General features: G+C 63.7%; 15 protein-coding genes. 2 read left to right on the top strand and 13 right to left on the bottom strand.

Features of this window, described 5'->3' with window-relative positions; translation table 11 throughout:
- Positions 1–108: 108 nt before the first annotated feature.
- Positions 109–522: an Lrp/AsnC family transcriptional regulator gene (locus ACOZ4H_RS15450; protein WP_004593789.1), complete on the bottom strand. Its 414-nt coding sequence runs from the start codon at positions 520–522 to the stop codon at positions 109–111.
- Positions 523–624: 102 nt separating this feature from the next.
- Between ACOZ4H_RS15450 and carA the strand changes: the two genes are divergently transcribed.
- The gene (carA, locus tag ACOZ4H_RS15455) at positions 625–1,671 is read left to right on the top strand and encodes a glutamine-hydrolyzing carbamoyl-phosphate synthase small subunit (RefSeq protein ID WP_424330111.1); all 1,047 of its coding nucleotides are present in this window, start codon (positions 625–627) and stop codon (positions 1,669–1,671) included.
- Positions 1,672–1,962: 291 nt separating this feature from the next.
- Here the strand turns inward: carA and ACOZ4H_RS15460 are convergent, their stop codons facing one another.
- The 11 genes from ACOZ4H_RS15460 to ACOZ4H_RS15510 form a co-directional block, all read right to left on the bottom strand.
- Complete coding sequence (locus tag ACOZ4H_RS15460; RefSeq protein WP_424330112.1) at positions 1,963–2,589, bottom strand: hypothetical protein; 627 nt, start codon at positions 2,587–2,589, stop codon at positions 1,963–1,965.
- 221 nt (positions 2,590–2,810) lie between these two features.
- Positions 2,811–5,831: a PAS domain S-box protein gene (locus ACOZ4H_RS15465; protein ID WP_424330113.1), complete on the bottom strand. Its 3,021-nt coding sequence runs from the start codon at positions 5,829–5,831 to the stop codon at positions 2,811–2,813.
- Between the two features lie 108 nt (positions 5,832–5,939).
- Positions 5,940–9,236, bottom strand: a complete 3,297-nt coding sequence (gene carB / locus ACOZ4H_RS15470) for a carbamoyl-phosphate synthase large subunit (RefSeq protein ID WP_424330114.1) — start codon at positions 9,234–9,236, stop codon at positions 5,940–5,942.
- A 156-nt stretch (positions 9,237–9,392) separates the two neighbouring features.
- A complete protein-coding gene (locus tag ACOZ4H_RS15475; protein ID WP_049943992.1) occupies positions 9,393–9,623 on the bottom strand; it encodes a hypothetical protein in 231 nt (76 codons plus the stop codon).
- An 87-nt stretch (positions 9,624–9,710) separates the two neighbouring features.
- Entirely contained in the window at positions 9,711–10,472 is a 762-nt protein-coding gene (locus tag ACOZ4H_RS15480; RefSeq protein ID WP_424330115.1) for a hypothetical protein, read from the bottom strand.
- A gap of 49 nt (positions 10,473–10,521) precedes the next feature.
- The gene (locus ACOZ4H_RS15485) at positions 10,522–11,055 is read right to left on the bottom strand and encodes a DUF5815 family protein (RefSeq protein ID WP_424330116.1); all 534 of its coding nucleotides are present in this window, start codon (positions 11,053–11,055) and stop codon (positions 10,522–10,524) included.
- A 54-nt stretch (positions 11,056–11,109) separates the two neighbouring features.
- Positions 11,110–11,889, bottom strand: coding sequence for a hypothetical protein (locus ACOZ4H_RS15490; RefSeq protein ID WP_424330117.1), 780 nt, complete (start codon positions 11,887–11,889; stop codon positions 11,110–11,112).
- Positions 11,890–11,987: 98 nt separating this feature from the next.
- Entirely contained in the window at positions 11,988–12,836 is an 849-nt protein-coding gene (locus ACOZ4H_RS15495; RefSeq protein ID WP_424330118.1) for a hypothetical protein, read from the bottom strand.
- 74 nt (positions 12,837–12,910) lie between these two features.
- On the bottom strand, positions 12,911–13,327 hold the full coding sequence (locus ACOZ4H_RS15500) for a DUF7124 domain-containing protein (RefSeq protein ID WP_424330119.1): 417 nt from the start codon (positions 13,325–13,327) through the stop codon (positions 12,911–12,913).
- 52 nt (positions 13,328–13,379) lie between these two features.
- Positions 13,380–13,607, bottom strand: coding sequence for a hypothetical protein (locus tag ACOZ4H_RS15505; protein WP_424330120.1), 228 nt, complete (start codon positions 13,605–13,607; stop codon positions 13,380–13,382).
- A 48-nt stretch (positions 13,608–13,655) separates the two neighbouring features.
- Complete coding sequence (locus ACOZ4H_RS15510) at positions 13,656–14,906, bottom strand: NAD(P)/FAD-dependent oxidoreductase (RefSeq protein WP_424330121.1); 1,251 nt, start codon at positions 14,904–14,906, stop codon at positions 13,656–13,658.
- A 131-nt stretch (positions 14,907–15,037) separates the two neighbouring features.
- Between ACOZ4H_RS15510 and ACOZ4H_RS15515 the strand changes: the two genes are divergently transcribed.
- Positions 15,038–15,646 carry a DUF6149 family protein gene (locus tag ACOZ4H_RS15515; protein ID WP_424330122.1) on the top strand — a complete coding sequence of 203 codons (609 nt, stop codon included), beginning with the start codon at positions 15,038–15,040 and terminating at the stop codon, positions 15,644–15,646.
- A gap of 39 nt (positions 15,647–15,685) precedes the next feature.
- Here ACOZ4H_RS15515 and ACOZ4H_RS15520 read toward each other — a convergent pair whose 3' ends face one another.
- On the bottom strand, positions 15,686–17,044 hold the full coding sequence (locus ACOZ4H_RS15520; RefSeq protein ID WP_424330123.1) for an NAD(P)/FAD-dependent oxidoreductase: 1,359 nt from the start codon (positions 17,042–17,044) through the stop codon (positions 15,686–15,688).
- Between the last annotated feature and the right edge of the window lie 9 nt (positions 17,045–17,053).

Below are 17,053 nucleotides of genomic sequence, written 5' to 3' on the forward strand. Positions count from 1 at the left end.
GCCCGAACTGGTGGCGACCCCGGCTCCGCCTGCCCGTTCTCGTCTTGCAGTTCTCACCCGCTTCACTCGCTTCGAATCGCGCTACCGCTCGCGGCTACTCCGTGCGCATCACCCGACGCGCTCGTTTAGAATCAACCTCGTCTTCGTGCCCACAACCTCCTCCAGCTCACGCGCCTGCGTGATGAGTCCGTTGACCGCGTCGGTGTCGGCGGCGTCGACAACGACGACGATGTCCTCCTCGCCGGAGACTTGCCACACGAAATCGACCTCCTGCCAATCAGCGATACGGTCCGAAACCTCGGCCGTATCGACGTTCACGTCGACACTGACCTCGATCATCGCCTTCACGTTGCCGGTCCGCGTCGCGACGGTAAAGCGTTCGATAACGCCGTCCTCGACCAGCCGTTCGACGCGGTTTCGCACGGTTCCTTCCGACGTGCCGACCCGGTCCGCGATCTCAGTATACGGGGTTCGGGCGTCCCGGCGGAGTATCGAGAGTATCTCCCTGTCGAGGTCGTCCATCGAGATGTGACAGTATCACCGGTCGTGACTTGAGGATTACGAAATTCGAAACTCGTCTTCGAAAGCAACCCTTATGGCCGACTATAGTATACGCATCTCGTAATGGCTGACGCATACGTGGCAATCGAAGGTGACCGCGTCATCGAGGCGCGCGCTCGCGCTCCCGGAACGGCCCGCGGTGAACTGGTATTCACAACAGCGTACACCGGTTACGAGGAGAGTCTCACCGACCCCTCCTACGAGGAACAGGTCCTGACGTTCTCGTACCCGCTCATCGGGAACTACGGCGTCCGGGCGGAACGCTTCGAGTCGGACCGCGTCCATCCGCGCGCGGCGGTGGCCCGCGAGATGACCGACGACGTGGCCGAGTGGCTCGAATCGGAGGGCGTTCCCGCTGTCGACCACCTCGACACGCGCGACATCGTCACCGAGATCCGCGACGAGGGGGCAATGAAATGCGGCATCGCCGCCGGGCCGGACGTGACCGAACAGGACGCGCTCGACGAACTCCACGAGTGCAAGCACATGTCCGACCACACCGACATCGGCGCGCAGGTCTCCGTCGACGACGTGGAGGTCCACAACGAGGGCGGCGACGGTGCGACGGTCGCGCTGGTCGACTGCGGTGCAAAGGGGTCCATCACCGAGTCGCTCATCGAACGCGACGCCGAAGTCCACGTGTTCCCGTACGACGCCAGCGAGGACGACGTGGCCGCCGTCGACCCGGACCTGCTGTTCATCTCGAACGGCCCCGGCGACCCCGAGAACTTCGAACAGGCCGGCGAACTCGTCGAGACCTACGTCGGTGACGTGCCGCTTGCCGGCATCTGTCTCGGCCAGCAGGTCGTCGCCAACGCGCTCGGCGGCGAAACCGAGAAGATGGAGTTCGGCCACCGCGGCGTGAATCAGCCGGTCCGTGACCTCCGCTCCAATCAGGTCGTGATGACGACCCAGAACCACGGCTACACCGTCGCCGACCCCGGCGACAAACTGGACGTGACCCAAGTCAACGTCAACGACGACACGCCGGAGGGGCTGGAAAACGACGACCTGAACATCATCACGCGCCAGTACCACCCCGAGGCCAACCCCGGCCCGCACGACTCGCTCGGCTTCTTTGATGATGTGCTAGGGATGGCGGGGGAGTAGGGAGAACCCGAGCGTAGCGAGGGGTCTCCGAATGCCCGAACGGCGACGGTAGGAGCCGTGAGGTGTAGCGAGGGGCGCGCGAAGCGCGGCCCTCGGAATTGCGAGCGGGGAGGAACGACCCGCGAGCAGTAGCGCGGTTCGGAGCGAGCAACGCGAGTGAACCGCGAGACGCGAACGGCGCAGCCGTGAGCAGGGAGAGCCCGAGCGTAGCGAGGGGTCTCCGAATCCCGAACGGGGAACGAAGTGCTCTGCGAACAGTAACGCGATTCGCACGCGCCTGAGCCACGTCTTTCAGTCGCTGTCGTCGTCGATTGGCTGCCCACGATAGTACGTCGTCTGGTCGCTGTCTTCGGTTTCGTGTGTGGTGTCTTGCGGTGCGACGGGGCGGCCGCGATACATCACCCGGTTGGCGGTGTCGTCGCCGTCGATTGCGTCCGGGCTGTCCTGCTGGTGGGTCTCGATGAACTCGGCGGCCGCGTTGAGGGTTGTTTTGTCAGTCTTGCGGTGTACCCAGCAGTGGTACATTTTCCGTGGGGTGCGGAGCGCGAGGCGGTGCGCTCGGAACCCGGACTTGGTGGTGACGTCAGCAACTGCCTCGTGTGGAATCTCGATGACATCGTCGTCCTCGTCTTTCCCAATGAGACAGAGGGTCCGGCGACCGGTGACCAGAATGACTGTCCGGCGGTCGCCGACCGGTGAGTCGGTCTTGCGTTTCGTCCCGCGTCCGATGCCGCGCTTCCCGTTGGTCAGGAGATATGCCGGGGCTTCAGCCCCGTCGAGGTACGTCAGCGGTGGGTTGTTCAGCGGTGGTGACTCGGAGAAGCGACTCTTGTATCCAGCGAGGACTCCCGCCGTTACCGAATCACCGGGAGCCATCTCAGCGACTGTCTCCGCCCGCTTGGTGACGTCCTCTCTCATCGACTTCCCGGAGCAGCGACAGCGATTGCAACGCGATCCATACAGCTAATGTCACAGCCCCGGAGATGAGTGTTACGAACGTGCCATTATTGGCGCAGAACAGGACGTGTAGTCATCAATAGCTTACTAACTACTATCTATGGCCACAATATCGACACAACGGTTATGAGATAGAATACTTGGTTCGGTACGCAGAGAAAAGCTGCGAACGCACAGACACGCTATGACTCCTGCCTGACGCCTCTGAACTCGAACCGTGCGCCGCCGTCGTCGCTTTCTGTCACGGACACCGACCAGTCGTGTGCTGCTGCGATCTCCTTAACGATAGCGAGCCCGAACCCGGTGCCTCCGTCAGTGGTGGTGTAGCCGCTCTCAAACACCGTTTCGTGTTTTTCTGGCGGGATACCATCGCCGTCATCGGCAACATAGAACCCTGAACCGTCGAGCTCACCGATTTTGACAGTGACGGCCGAGCCGCCGTGTGTCACGGCGTTGTTGATGAGGTTTTCGAGGAGTTGGCGAACGCGGCTCTCGTCGGCGTGGATTGGGCTTTCAGCCGGGATTTCGAGAGTAGCGTCGTCAGTCTCGACGGCCTGCCAGCAGGACCGTGCAGTCGATTCGAGGTCGAGCGGCTCCGTCTCCGACACTGTATCCCCCTCGCGGGCGAGGGTTAGCAGGTCCTCAATGAGCTCCTTCATGCGGTCGATTGCGCGGAAACAGCGGTCGAACTGCTCGTCGTCGCCGGTGTCTCTGGCAAGGGTGAGCGAACCTTCGAGGACGCCGAGCGGGTTCCGGAGGTCGTGACTGACGATGCTCGCGAACTCTTCGAGCCGGTCGTTCTGTCGCTCCAGTTCCTCGCGGTACTCGATCCGGTCGGAGATATCCCGAGAAATGACAACGAGCCGGGTAACTTCCTCGTCAGCGAAGATCGGTGTTACCTGTGTTTCCCAGACGCCGGTGGGGCGGAGGTCCCACTCCTCGTATGTGATGGTTTCGCCGGCCGAGACACACCGCTCGTAGTGGTCAGCGATTCGCCGACCGATGTCCGGGCCGGCGGCCTCGACCGGGGTCTGCCCGGTCAGTGAGTCGGTGTCGAATCCGGTCTGGCGTTCGTAGGCCTCGTTCGTCCGGACGTAGCGGAACGTCGGCTCGTCTGCCGACCCCTCGATGTCGACGAGCGCGATAGCGTCGTTCGTGTTCTCGAACACCGCCTCGTACTCGTCAGTGAGTCGGGCCAGTTCCTGTTCGCGCCGTTTCTGGTCGGTGATGTCGGTCGCGACGACACAGAGGGCGTAGGGCTCGCCGTCCTCGTCGAGTATCGGTGTCTTCCGCGTCAGATGCGTCCGATCTGTCCCGTCGACAGGGATCATCGTTTCGACTTCGACGGTCTCTTTCTGTTCGAGGGCCCGCTGATCGTCGGCGTGGGTCTGCTCCGCGATGTGGTCCGGAAGAATATCGTAATCAGACATCCCGACGACAGACTCGTCGGCGTCGATCCCGTAGAGGTCACGGGCCGCGCTGTTGATGAAGAGAAATCGACTATCGGTGTCTTTCATCAGGATGTAGGTCGGCGCTGTGTCGAGAATGGCCTGGAGTTTGCGGCTCGTGTCTTCGAGTTCCTGTTTCCGCTCTTTGTGGTCGGTCACGTCCTGATGGATCCCCACTGCACGGACCGGGTCGCCGTTCTCGTCGCGTTCGAACACTTTGCCGATGTCGCGGATCCACCGGTACTCACCGGTGGCCGTCCTGAGCCGATGGTCACATTCGTAGATCTCCGTCTCGCCGTCGAGATGGGCGTTCAGCGCCTCGTATGTTCGCTCGCGGTCCTCCGGGTGTATCAGTTCGTCCCAGGTGTCGACCGTGGGTTCGAGTTCGTCCAGCGAGTACCCGAGCATGTCGGCCCACCGCTCGTCGAAGGTGACCGCGTCCGTCTTGACGTTCCAGTCCCAGACGCCGAGTTCGGCACCTTCGAGCGCGAGTTCGTGCCGCTCTGTGAGCGTTCTGAGTTCTTGCTGCCGGTCGAGTCTGGAAAGCGCCTCCTCGGTGTTCGCAGCGAGAGTTCGCATCAGCGAGACCGATGCGTCCTCGAACGCGGCGGCGTCGGTCGAGCCGGCGACCAGCACGCCGTGGTCGCCCAGCGGGAGCAGTATCTCGCTGCTGATGTCGGTGTCGGGGTTGTAGCGGTCAGGGTGAGTGGAGATATCGTCGAAGACGCGCTGTTCACCGGAGTCGAACACCTCCCAGACGAGACTGTCACCCTCGCTAAACGTCGGGTGCTCGCCGATAATCGCCTGTGCCTGGTCGGTCGCCGCGGCCGGTCTGAGAAGGTCGGCTGACTCGTCGGCGAGACAGACAGCGCTGAGCGGCAGTCCGAGCAGGTCGCGTGCGGTTTCGACGACCAGTGCGGCGACATCCTCGCGTGATTCGGCGTGCATCAGCTCCCGCGTTGTGTCGTGCAACGCCTCGATGCGCTGCTGTCGCCGCCGACGCTCCGTTATCTCCTGAAACTGCGAGAATATCGCGACAGTCTCTCCGTTCTCTCGGATGATGCGGTTGTGCCACTCACAGACAATCTGCTCACCGTTACCGGTCTCGATGTCGAGTACCGTATAGTAGCCGCCGCTGCCTTCCTGCAGGGCCGTGATCGTCTCTTCGACTGCATCCCGCGACGAGTCCGGAACGAGCGTCTCAAATCCCGTGCCGACGAGTGCCGACTCCGCTCGCTGCAGGATTTCCTCGCCTTTCTCGTTGACCTGAGCCACCTCAAAGCTCTCGTCCCACTCGATGACGCCGAGCGGCGACTTATCAATAAACAGCGAGAGTCGCTTCCGGCTCGCGTCCAGTGCTTGCTGTGATCGGTACTGTTCGACCGCGTTAGTGATGCGGTTAGCCAGAATCGTATACTGGTCAGTGCCTTGCTGCTTCTGGAGGTAGTCAGTCACACCGGCCGAAATAGCCTCACTGGCCACTTCCTCGGAGCCTTTGCCGGTAAAGAGGATGAACGGAAGGTCTTCGTCGACGGCTCGGACGGATTCCAGAAACTCGATGCCGTCTCGCCCGGGCATATCGAAATCCGAAACGACACAATCGATTGGCTCCTCGCTGAGCCGAGTGAGCCCTTCGTCCGCCGATGTCGTCGAGACGACGTCGAAGCGGTCATCGATGTGGCTGAGAAATTCCGCCGTCACCGACGCGAACTCGGGATCGTCCTCGACGTGCAAGACACGTACGGCATCGCCCATTGCTCGTGTGTGCGTGTCCGAAGAATAAGTATTTGTACCTGTCACCTTGAGTGACAGGAACCAGTGCTACCGCGGTGAGCGATCTGGCCCCGAAGACAACCGGCCGCGTTACTCAGCGCCCCACTCGCGCTGGGTCTTTGGCCGTTCATCGATGGCCTGAACCGCGAGTGGCTGGTCGGCGGAGTTGATCGCTTCCAGCGCCGCCTCGGCGCTCTCGTGGGTCGAGAAGTACGTCACGGTCTCCTCGACGCAGGCTTCCAGCACGTCGCGGTCGCGGGAGAGGACGAGGTCGACCTCGCCGCTCTGGATGGCGTCGATGATGGCGTCGGTGTCCTCGTAGTCGTCGAAGTCCTGTACGTCGAAGTGCTCCTCGAAGCCGAGGATTGGCAGGTCGACGATGGCTGTCCCTTCGAGCGGGATTGCCTTGCCGACGGCCATCTGGGCCTTCTGGTAGGCCTTGCCGAAGGAGCCGGCGGTGCCCATGACCTCGCCGGTCGATTTCATCTCGGGGCCGAGACGCGGGTCCGAACCCGGCAGGCGGTCGAAGGGCAGGACGACTTCCTTGACAGAGACCTGCTCGGGAATCTGCTCCTGCACGTCGAGTTCCGATAGCGTCGCGCCGGACATCACCTTGGCGGCGATTTTCGCGATTGGGACGCCGGCCGTCTTTGAGATGAACGGGACGGTACGGGACGAGCGCGGGTTCGCTTCGAGGACGAACACCTCGCCGTCACGCACCGCCAGCTGGACGTTCAGCAGGCCGACGGTGTCGAGCGCGTCGGCGATGTCCTCGACGACCTCGCGGATGCGCGGCATGACGTCCTTGATCTCCTGAGAGCGGGGCGGAATCATACAGGCGGAGTCCCCGGAGTGGATACCCGCCGTCTCGACGTGTTCCATCACGCCGCCGATGAGGACGTCGTCCTCGTCGGCCACGGCGTCGACGTCCAGTTCGACGGCGTCGGCGAGGAACTCGTCGACGAGAATCGGCTTGTCCGGGCTCACGCGGACGGCCTCCTCGATGTACGTTTCGAGGTCCTCGTCGTTGTACACCACGTCCATCGCGCGGCCGCCGAGCACGTAGCTCGGGCGCACGAGGACGGGGTAGCCGATGTCGTGGGCCAGGTCGAGGGCTTCCTCCTGGGACGTCGCAGAGCCGCCCTCTGCCTGTGAGATGCCGAGTTCGTCCATCAGCTTGTTGAACCGGTCGCGGTCCTCGGCGAGGTCCATCGCGTCGACGGAGGTCCCCATGATCTCACAGTCGAGGTCGCGGCGCTGGAGTTCCTGTTCGAGCGGGTGGCCGATGTCGACGGAGGTCTGGCCGCCGAACTGGACCATCACGCCATCGGCGTCGGTCGCTTCGATGACGTCGGCGACTTCCTCGGCGGTGACCGGCTCGAAGAACAGCCCGTCGGAGGTGTCGTAGTCAGTCGACACCGTCTCGGGGTTGTTGTTGACAACGTGGGCGTCGATGCCGAGGTCCTCCAGCGCGCGGACCGCGTGGACCGAACAGTAGTCGAACTCCACGCCCTGCCCGATACGGATGGGGCCGCCACCGACGACCACGACGCTCTCAAGGTCCGGGTCGATCTGGAGTTCGTCGCGGTCGATACCCGACAGCGGGTCCCGCGTCGAGTAGTAGTATGGCGTCGTCGCCTCGAACTCGCCGGCGCAGGTGTCGACGAGCTTGAAGTCGCGGTCGGTCGTGTCCGTCTCGACGGTGTCGACCGTGACGCCATCGACGGTTCCACCGTCTTTCCGAGGCGGCGTGGCCGCCTCGCCGGAGCCGTCAGTGGCTGCCTCGACTTCCGGCTCGTCGCCGCCGTCCTCGTCGAGGTCGGCCGGGAGCCAGGAGACGTGCGTGTCGTTGAACTCGCCGCCGGCCAGCGCAGTTATCTCCTGGTCGGTGAAGCCGGCCTGGGCCGCGGTCTCGTAGTCGCCCTCGCGGGCGGCGTCCGCGGCGTCGGCGACCTCCTTGAACCGCTCGACGTACCATTCCTTGATGTCGGTGATATCGACGACTTCCTCGACGGTGTAGCCGCGGCAGAACGCCTCGAACATCGCGTACGGGCGGTCCGGCGTCGGCTTTTCGAGGTACTCCGTTTCGAGTTCCGCGTCGTCTATTTCGTTGAAGTCAGCGGCCGGGTTGTACTCCGAGGAGCGAAGCGCCTTCAGCAGGCTCTCCGGGAACGTCCGACCGATGGACATCGCCTCGCCGGTGGATTTCATCGCCGTCGACAGTTCGAACTCCGTGTCGCGGAACTTGTCGATGGGCCAGCGAGGCACCTTCGTCACGACGTAGTCGATAGCCGGCTCGAAGGCGGCGGTCGTCTCGCCGGTGATCTCGTTCTCGATTTCGTGGAGTCGCTTGCCGAGTGCGACCTTCGCGGTGACGCGGGCGATGGGATAGCCGGTCGCCTTCGAGGCCAGCGCCGAGGAGCGGGAGACGCGGGGGTTCACCTCGACCACGCGGTACTCGCCGCCGGGCGTGCCGTCGTCGTGCCAGGCGAACTGGATGTTACAGCCGCCCTGGATGCCGAGGTCGCGAATGACTTTCAGCGCGGAGTCGCGCATCTCCTGGTGGCCCTCGTCGGGGATGACCTGCGAGGGGGTGACGACGGTCGACTCCCCGGTGTGGATGCCCATCGGGTCGATGTTCTCCATGTTGCAGATGATGATACAGGAGTCGTCGGCGTCGCGCATCACCTCGTATTCGAGTTCGACCCAGCCGGAGATGGACTCGGTGATGAGGACCTCGTTGTTGCGCGAGAGGCGCAGGCCCTTGCGGACGCGTTCGATGAGTTCGTCCATCTCGTCGACGACGCCGGAGCCGGAGCCACCGAGCGTGTACGTCGTGCGTGCGATGACGGGGAGCCCGCCGACCTCGTCGACGGCCGCTTCGACGCGGTCCACGAGCGATTCCTCGTCCAGATCGGTGACCGACTCGCCCTCGTCGAGCGTGATGGTCGTCGAGCGCGGCACCGGCTCGCCGATGTCCTCCATCCGCTGTTTGAACAGGTCGCGGTCCTCCGTCGCGTAGATGGTGTCCAGTGGCGTCCCCATCACGTCCACGTCGTACTCGTCGAGGACGCCCTCCTCGGCGAGTTCGGCCGTGACGTTCAGGCCGGTCTGGCCACCCAGGCCGGCGATGACGCCGTCGGGGTCTTCCTTCCGGATGATTTCAGAGATGGCTTCTGTGTTGATGGGTTCGAGGTACACCTTGTCCGCCATCTCCGGGTCAGTCATAATCGTCGCCGGGTTCGAGTTCACGAGCACGACGCGGGCACCCTCTTCCTGGAGGGCGCGACACGCCTGTGCGCCGGAGTAATCGAACTCGGCGGCCTGTCCGATCTTGATCGGTCCGCTGCCGATGAGCAGGATTGTACGGTCCTCGTCCGCTGTCATTGTACGAGCGGAGTCTACACATCGTAATAAGCCCGGCGAAACAATGCGAAGCTCGAAGCCTAATTTCGAATATCGTAATGCGGGAGCGTCACACGGTGGGACATCTGATATAGGAGCCTCAAGCTAGGATTCAGACGGCAGCGGTGCTGAGAACAGTCAGTTGTCGCGGTCGGGAACGCGATACCGGTAGGGTTGGCCCTGAATGACCTCGACCTCGCCGGACTGGGCACGTCGACCGAGGACAGTCGCTACCCGGTGGGCACTCCCGAACGCCTCGTCGTGCTCTTCGAGCAGATCACAGATCTCGCGGGCCGTCAGTGTGCCGTCCGCGTCGGCTTCTTCGAGCACTGTCAGGATGCGCTCGAACTCACCCTCACGCATAGCCATACACAGGTACAACACCGCTTCCACCATATAACACCGTCAGACAGCAGTCAGACGGCTGATTTCGGGAAACCAACGGACGGCGTCGTGTCAGTGGCTGTCGGACAGTTCGGGGCCGCTGTCTGTCGCGTTTGCCCAGCGCTGTGTGACCCACGTCGGTCGGGAGAGGGTTGTCTCGCCGACTGCGGAGTACCGGATTTCGTAGCTGACCAGGGAGTTTCTGGAGCGGTCCCAGTACGATACCGTCAGCGATTGGACGAGTCCGTCCGGCCGCACAATCGCCTGCACGCTGTAATTGTCAGCTGGTTCGAACGCCGCCGGCGGCTCCGTGGCTGTGAGCGTCACGCGACAGGTGTCGCAGTTATCCCTCGGGCGCTCGACGCTGACGTCCGTTGCGAGGTAGGCTTCGATGAGTCGCGCGGGGTCAGGGTCGAGTACCCCGCTGACCGGGGTTGGCCGCCTCGTTGCCGTCCAGGCCCCCTGTGCTCGCTTGTCGTAGACATAGCGTCGGTTCCCGTTGTTGTACACCCGCTTGGTGTAGTTCTGGTCGAGGATTTCGGTCCGATACTGGTAGTGATACCTGTCTTCGACGACGAGCGAGACGATCTGCGTGCCCCATTCCAGCGACAGTCGCATCCCCAGCACGTACGAGCGGTTCCGCGTCGCACGCCGGTGGGCCGCCGCGAGTCGCCTGGCGTCGACGGCGTCCTCTGTCACGGCGGGTTCGACCCGGTCGTCCTGGGACCCCTCGGGGACAGGGACCGGTGTCACTGTCTGTCGCTCCGCCCCGCCGAAGGCTCCACAGCCCGCAAAAAGCAAGAGCACGAGCAGGACCGCCGCGCGACCCGCCATACCTCACTGTGCGAGCCAGACCCACTAAGTACTCAGGTCGCAGTCGACCTCAGATCGCGGTGTCCGACCGGCCGTCGAAGTTCCGCTCGTCGCGGTACTGCTCGACGAACGCGTCGACGTCGAACTGGAGCATCTGCTCCTCGAACTCCGCCATCACGTCGTCGTCCTCGGCGTGGCTGATGGCGTGTTCCATCAGTTCCACGAGCAGTTCGACGACGATCTCGTGGAGACGGCGGGAGTCGAAGTCGCTCACCCACGCCAGCGAGAAGCCGACCGACCCGTCCTCGCTGGTGTCGGCGGCGACGACTTTCTCCGGGAACTCCTCCATGACGACGCCCATCAGGTGGACGGTGGTGAACTCGTCGTAGTCGTCGTTGGTCTCGATGGTCGCGTGCAGCACTTCGGTGAGAAACTCCGGAACGAAGCGTGCCAGCGGGTGCGGGTCGAGCACGACGGCGTGTGTCTTCCCGCAGTCGCATTCGAACTCCCGCATACCCAGATGGAGGTCATGCGTGTCGACGCGTTCGCCACAGGGCAGTTCGAGTTCGGACTCGCGCCCGCCGGGCACGCGCGGTTCAGCCATTATCCGTGATTGGTCGCTCGCGTGGTTAAAGGCCGCGATACGAACCGCAGCGGCCTACAGTCCGCCGAGGGACTCGGTCTCGCGAGCGACGTCGTGGTCGGACTCAGTCGCCTGGAGGTATGCGACAGTCGTCACAGCAATCGAGAACACGCCGACGACGCTGGAGAGGATCGTCGATGCCGTCGTCAAAACCATCGGTGGCAGGGATACCGGAAGGTAGCTGAAGACGAGCCCGACAACGAGTCCGAGCACCGCGAGCACAATAGCTAAGACGAACGTGGCGAGGAGGTTGTCAGTGACGATACTGATGCTGTTGCTGATGGACTCGAACACTCCGCTGTCGTTCAGGGCGATCTCCTGTCGGACGAAGAAAAACAGGAGCGCGAGTACCAGTCCGGGGATGACGAGCAGGAGGAAGCCGGCACCCACAGCGATGGCGGTAAAAACGCCGGCCCCGATGGCGACCGCGACAGTCTTGCCGAGTCGCCGACCGACGCTGTCCGGAATCGGATCGGTAGTGTCGCTGGCGAACGCCCGGATGGCAACAATGTTCAGCGCCTCGCTGACGACGAACAGTGCGAGCGCACCGACGGCGGCCACGGCAACCGGGATATCGAGGGCTAACGCCGTATTACTGCCCATCGACGCCTGATTGGCCTGTGCACTGGATGGCAGCATTTCCAGGAACATGTCAAGCAGACCTTGGGACAGCGACGCCCAGACGATGCCGTTGGCTAACCCGAGTACGATGAATGCGCCAGCGAACACCGCACCGCGTTCGCTGAGAAACTCGTCGAGACCGTCTTGGAAGGCACGGCCGATTTGGAGGGCCATACACATCAGCCCTATCGGCCGAGATATAAAACTGAAGGAATGTTTCCCGGTGACGGAAGGCCCGGAAGCAGTGACCGGCGAACAATCAAGCCCAGTTCTCAGAACTCGTCGTCATCCTGGTCCGCCCGCACCTGCAGGTATGCGTCCGTAATCACGGCGAGACTGAACGCCTTTACCGGCGCGTTCAGCACCATCGACGTGACCTGCAGGATCGACTGGGAGGGCAGGTCGAACGCGCCGGGGAGGACCATCGACACGACGGACGCCATCGTGGGAATCGCGGGAATGAGACCGAGAAGGAACAGGACGAACAGAAGCACGATGATCTGTGCCGGGGCGTCCATGAACCGTGCCACGGAGTGCTTGAGCGTGTCGACGTAGCCGCCGTCGTACAGGGCGATCGACTGCAGCAGGTAGACGAAGGCGAGACCGACGATCAGGGAGAGGAGACCGCTAACGAGCCCGGCCAGTCCTCCCAGCAGCGGACGCCCGCTGACGTTCAGCGCGGTCGAACTCATCGAGGCTGCGAACGTGAGAACCGCGACGCCGCCACCGAGAACGACGGCCATAACGGCCCGCTCGGACGTATTCTCGTCCATGATCTCCTGTGGCTCCGCGAACAGCCTGATCCCCCAGAACTTGATGAGCTGACCGATGACCAGAAGCAGGAGTACCATCGCGATGGCGACCGGTACCGCAACATCAAGGCTGAACGGACCAGTGAAATCCGCCATCGAGAACCCCGGTGCACCTGCTCCAGCGGAGCCCCCCAGCCCACCGGGGCCGCCCATGTCGATCACATCGTCGAACAGCGCCTCTGTGAACGTGGAGCTCGCGACAGTGTTCCCGAGGTTGAACAGGAGGAAGACGCCGGTAATCAGGAGTCCGTCCTCGCTGAGAAGGGTATCGATACCGCTACGCAAGGCATCGCTGATCTGGAGGGCCATATATCCAGTCGCTCTCCGGGAAAATATAAAACTAGTCGAAGCGTAGACTCCCACCGACAGCGGGGCTGTGCCGCCTACGGCCAGTCGTCGCGCTCCTCGTCCTCGTCGGTCGTTGCGTCCGGCGTCTCCGGTTCGCCGAGGTCCCAGTCGGCCGCCTCCGCGGCCTGTGTGACGGGGAGGTACTCCCAGCCTGCCGTCTCGGCGAGGTCGGCGTCCTCGTCGTTCGCGCCGACAAAGACGTGCCGGTCGGTGTCGAACTGCTCTTTGACGTTTTCGAGGCTCTCCTCGCGGCCGCGCGGCCCCGAGAAGAAGTCCTGTCTGATCCGGTGTTTCCGGGTGAAGTTGGTCACGACGTAGGTGGGCTGTTCGGAGATGACGCCGACGTACTCGGACCACTGGCGCGCGTCGTTGAACACGCTATCGGGATAGGCCAGTTGCTTGAGGGCGTCGAGGTCGAACGCGAGGGTCATATCGCCGCTGCCGCCATCCATACGCGACTCTCCGCTTTAGGCCGAAAAAAGAGCGTCGTTCTCCCGCGGGCGGTCACCGCTCGCGGTGCTGGTCCTGCTGTGCGAGCCGGTCGGCCTCCTCTCGCACCGCCGCCATCTCGCTGTCGGCCCGTGGGTCGCCCTGACCGTGCCCGCGATTGACCGACGCATCGAGCAGCGAGCCGGCGAAGCTGCCGCTGTCATCGTCTGTTGCGTCTGCATCATCCGACTGGCCGTCGCGACGGGTGAGCCAGGCAACTGCGCGGGAGAGGGCGTTACGCATACGCGCCGCTACGTCCACAACGCCTAAAAATATCAGTGTCGACGGGTCTTATTCGGCCGGCGCAGGCGTCTGTGCCTTCACTTCTTCGAGGTCCACTTCCTTCTCCAGCAGCAGTTCCTTCTTGTCTGCGACCTGGCGCTCCTGGCGGATGAGCTTCTTGAACGTCGACTGCTGTGAGAGGTCGCCGATCAGCACGCCCCCGATGAGCTGCCCGTCCTCAAAGGCGAGACGCCGCCACTCGCTGTCGGAGTACTTCCGTTCGGCCTCGTCGTCGCCGCGAGTCGGATGCCCGAAGGAGAGGAACGGGAAGTCGAAGTGGGTGATGGAGTACGAGGAGACCCAGCGGAACTCCTTCTCCTCGGCGTCCGCGACCATATTGGCCCCAGCGACCGAGCCCTGCTCCTTGGCCGAGCCCCACGCGCCGTTTTGCGCCCGAGAGTCGAGGATGGTGTCGTAGAACTGGGTGAGGTCGCCCGCGGCGTAGATGTCCTCGACGTTGGTCTGCATGTACTCGTCGACGACGACGCCGTCGTCGAGTTCGAGCCCGGTTCCGTTGAGGAACTCGGTGTTGAAGTTCAGGCCGATGGCGACGCCGGCCCACTCGCCGTCGTAGTGGTTGCCGTCGGGGTCGACTGCACCGGTGACCTTGCCGTCGTCGTCGACTTCGAAGTGGTCGACGCCGGACTCGAAGACGGGTTCGACGCCGTTCTCTTCGAGCGCCTCGTGGATGATTTCCGCGCCGTCCTCCGAGAGCGCGTAGCGCCACCAGCGGTTCCCGCGCATCAGGTACTTCGCGTCGATGCCCTGGGCAGCACACACCGCGGCGAGGTCGATACCGAGCAGGCCCGCCCCCACGATGATGCCCTGGTCGGCCTCGTCGGCGTGCTCGCGGATGCCGCGCGCGTCCTGGAACGTCCAGAAGTGGTGGATACCGTCGGCGTCGCTGTTCTCGACCGGGAGCTGTGCCGGCGTCCCACCCGTCGCGACGAGCAGTTTGTCGTACTCGTAGGTGTCGCCCTCGTGAGTCTGGATCTCGTGAGCGTCGGGGTCGATGTCCGTCACGTGGGTGTTCAGTTGGAGGTCGATGTCACGCTCGTCGTACCACTCCGGCTCGTGGATCGAGATCGGCGCTTCCGGCAGCTTCCCCTTGGCGAACTCCTTGATGAGGATCCGGTTATACAGTGCCTCCCCCTCGTCGGTCAGGACTGTGACCGACGCGTCCGGGTCCGCTTCCCGGATTGTCTCGGCTGCGGACGCACCCGCGATGCCGTCACCGATGATTACGTGCGACGTGCTCATGTACGGCCGATACGAAATCGGGCTTAATGTGGATTGCTATCTGCGTATCGTTTGCGATATTGCGCTGAACACCGCGAAGGACGCCGATAGTCGAGGATTTGAAGGCGCTGGGGCCCGTATCGGTGATCGAAATGAAAATATACCAGAACCCGCGCCACTGGGCGAGCAAGAAGGCGCTGACCACGCCCGGTGTCCGGTCGGTGGCCAACTACGGGCTGGTGAAACTCCACACCAAAATCTTCCTCGGGAAGGCAGACGAGGCCCACCGGGAGGAGCGGCGTGACCACCTCGATGACTTCTTCGACGCCACGATGGACACATACGTGGCTGCGCTCAAAGCCGATTACTCGGAAGCCGAAGCCCGAGAGATCACCCATATTCAGGCGAACTTCGACTTCTACAACCACGGCTGGACGGAGATGATGGAGTTCCCCGCCGACGAACTCGAAGCCCACTACGAGCGGTACGCGGAGTTCTTCGACGCCCACGGCATCACCATCGACGACCCGCTCGGGACGTTCCGACCGGCAGGCGGTATCGCCGACGCGCCGTCGACGCTAGAGCGGCTGGACGAACCCGAGCACCCCCACGCCGTCGGTGGCTTCGCCGACGACGTGTACGTCGAGACCGAGGACGGCGAGATGATTGTCGGCGGCGGCCGGGAGGAACCGGACGACGTGAGCCCGACCGACGCGCCGGTCGTCGACGAGGACGACGTGGAAGGCGCGGCTGGCGACTGATTCGGGCGGCGATTACAGGGTTTCTTCGGCAGGACGCTCTCAGCGCTGGGCTTCCGAAAGCGGCGAATCGTGGTCCGTCGCCGCTGTCGGTCCGCTTGCGATCCGGTCGGCGCATTCGAAGCCCGCGACGATACCGCCGTTGAGCGAGCGCTCCGGGTACTGTGCACGCGAGGCCATCCCGGCGTAGTAGAGGCCGTCCGCGACGGCGTCGCCCAGGTCGTAGGGGATGACCATCTCCAGATAGCCGCGCTCGTAGACCGGCGCCGTCCGGGGGTTGCGGCCCGTCCGGATCCAGTTGACAGTGTCGCGGTCGAACTCGGGGAAGAGTGATTCGATGCCCCCCAGCCACGTCTCGGCGACCTCGTCGTCGGTCTGTTGCCAGATGGCTTCGGACTCGTCCTGGATGTAGCGAGCGACGTACAGCAGATGCTCGCCGCCGTACCGCTCGGCGGAGACGAAGTTCGTGTGTTCGATGAGCGCGCCGAAGGGAGCGTCGTCGGCGATGTTCAGCCAGTACGTATCCAGCAGGGGTTCGTCCATGCTGATGACCGAGCACACCGTCCCCTGGAAGTCGATGTCACAGGCGTAGCCGGTCAGCTCCTCGAGCACGTTCGGCATCGTCGCGACGACGACGCCGTCGACCTCGTGAACCGCCGTCTCGGTTCCGTCGGTCGCCGTCAGCGACGAGACCGCCCCGGCGCTCGTATCGACCTCGGAGACGCGCGTACCCGTGACGATGTTCTCGCGGCCGACGGCGTCGACCAGCGCGTCGAGCAGCTGGCCGAAACCCCCGTCGAAGTAGCCCAGGATCTCGCCGTTCAGGATGTCCCGCTCGCCGCGGAACTTGACACGGCCGAGCAGCCACGCGGCGCTCACGTCGTCTTTCCGGTCGCCGAACTTCGCGTCGAGCAGCGGCTCGAAGAAGTTCTCGTAGACGCCCCGTGTGGTGTGTTCGACGACGAACTCCTCGATAGGCACGTCCTCGAAGTCTTCCAGTCGCTCGTACGTATCGAACGACGGGACGCCGCCGCGAACGTCGATGTCGAGGACGAGCATCCCCAGCCGGAACGTGTCGTACAGCGAGAGGTGCGGGTACGAGAGGATTTCCCAGGGCTTGTCCATGGGGTGGACGACGCCGTCGACGTAGTAGGCGTTCTCCCCGATGTGCCACTCGACCGCGTCACCGAGGCCCAGTTCCTCGGCGAGTTCGACGATGGTCTCCTCGGATTTCGAGAGGTGGTGATAGAACTTCTCGATGGGGTCCCCGGCCGTCTCGTAGGTCGCTGCAAGGCCGCCGAGGTCCTCGCTCGCCTCGAACACGCGGACCTCGTGGCCGCGTTGCTGGAGCCGGTACGCTGCCGAGAGGCCGGCGATACCGCCACCGACGACGCCAATCATACCCCGACC

The sequence above is a fragment of the Haloarcula amylolytica genome (assembly GCF_049705545.1).
GTDB lineage: Archaea > Halobacteriota > Halobacteria > Halobacteriales > Haloarculaceae > Haloarcula > Haloarcula amylolytica_B.

What these genes read in the sequence shown, in the direction of transcription:
- ACOZ4H_RS15490 (WP_424330117.1), bottom strand. Translation starts at nt 11,889, where the DNA reads ATGGCCCTCCAAATCGGCCGTGCCTTCCAAGACGGTCTCGACGAGTTT.
- ACOZ4H_RS15460 (WP_424330112.1), bottom strand. Translation starts at nt 2,589, where the DNA reads ATGAGAGAGGACGTCACCAAGCGGGCGGAGACAGTCGCTGAGATGGCT.
- carA (WP_424330111.1), top strand. Translation starts at nt 625, where the DNA reads ATGGCTGACGCATACGTGGCAATCGAAGGTGACCGCGTCATCGAGGCG.
- ACOZ4H_RS15495 (WP_424330118.1), bottom strand. Translation starts at nt 12,836, where the DNA reads ATGGCCCTCCAGATCAGCGATGCCTTGCGTAGCGGTATCGATACCCTT.
- carB (WP_424330114.1), bottom strand. Translation starts at nt 9,236, where the DNA reads ATGACAGCGGACGAGGACCGTACAATCCTGCTCATCGGCAGCGGACCG.
- ACOZ4H_RS15500 (WP_424330119.1), bottom strand. Translation starts at nt 13,327, where the DNA reads ATGGATGGCGGCAGCGGCGATATGACCCTCGCGTTCGACCTCGACGCC.
- ACOZ4H_RS15465 (WP_424330113.1), bottom strand. Translation starts at nt 5,831, where the DNA reads ATGGGCGATGCCGTACGTGTCTTGCACGTCGAGGACGATCCCGAGTTC.
- ACOZ4H_RS15515 (WP_424330122.1), top strand. Translation starts at nt 15,038, where the DNA reads ATGAAAATATACCAGAACCCGCGCCACTGGGCGAGCAAGAAGGCGCTG.
- ACOZ4H_RS15485 (WP_424330116.1), bottom strand. Translation starts at nt 11,055, where the DNA reads ATGGCTGAACCGCGCGTGCCCGGCGGGCGCGAGTCCGAACTCGAACTG.
- ACOZ4H_RS15520 (WP_424330123.1), bottom strand. Translation starts at nt 17,044, where the DNA reads ATGATTGGCGTCGTCGGTGGCGGTATCGCCGGCCTCTCGGCAGCGTAC.
- ACOZ4H_RS15475 (WP_049943992.1), bottom strand. Translation starts at nt 9,623, where the DNA reads ATGGCTATGCGTGAGGGTGAGTTCGAGCGCATCCTGACAGTGCTCGAA.
- ACOZ4H_RS15510 (WP_424330121.1), bottom strand. Translation starts at nt 14,906, where the DNA reads ATGAGCACGTCGCACGTAATCATCGGTGACGGCATCGCGGGTGCGTCC.
- ACOZ4H_RS15505 (WP_424330120.1), bottom strand. Translation starts at nt 13,607, where the DNA reads ATGCGTAACGCCCTCTCCCGCGCAGTTGCCTGGCTCACCCGTCGCGAC.
- ACOZ4H_RS15480 (WP_424330115.1), bottom strand. Translation starts at nt 10,472, where the DNA reads ATGGCGGGTCGCGCGGCGGTCCTGCTCGTGCTCTTGCTTTTTGCGGGC.
- ACOZ4H_RS15450 (WP_004593789.1), bottom strand. Translation starts at nt 522, where the DNA reads ATGGACGACCTCGACAGGGAGATACTCTCGATACTCCGCCGGGACGCC.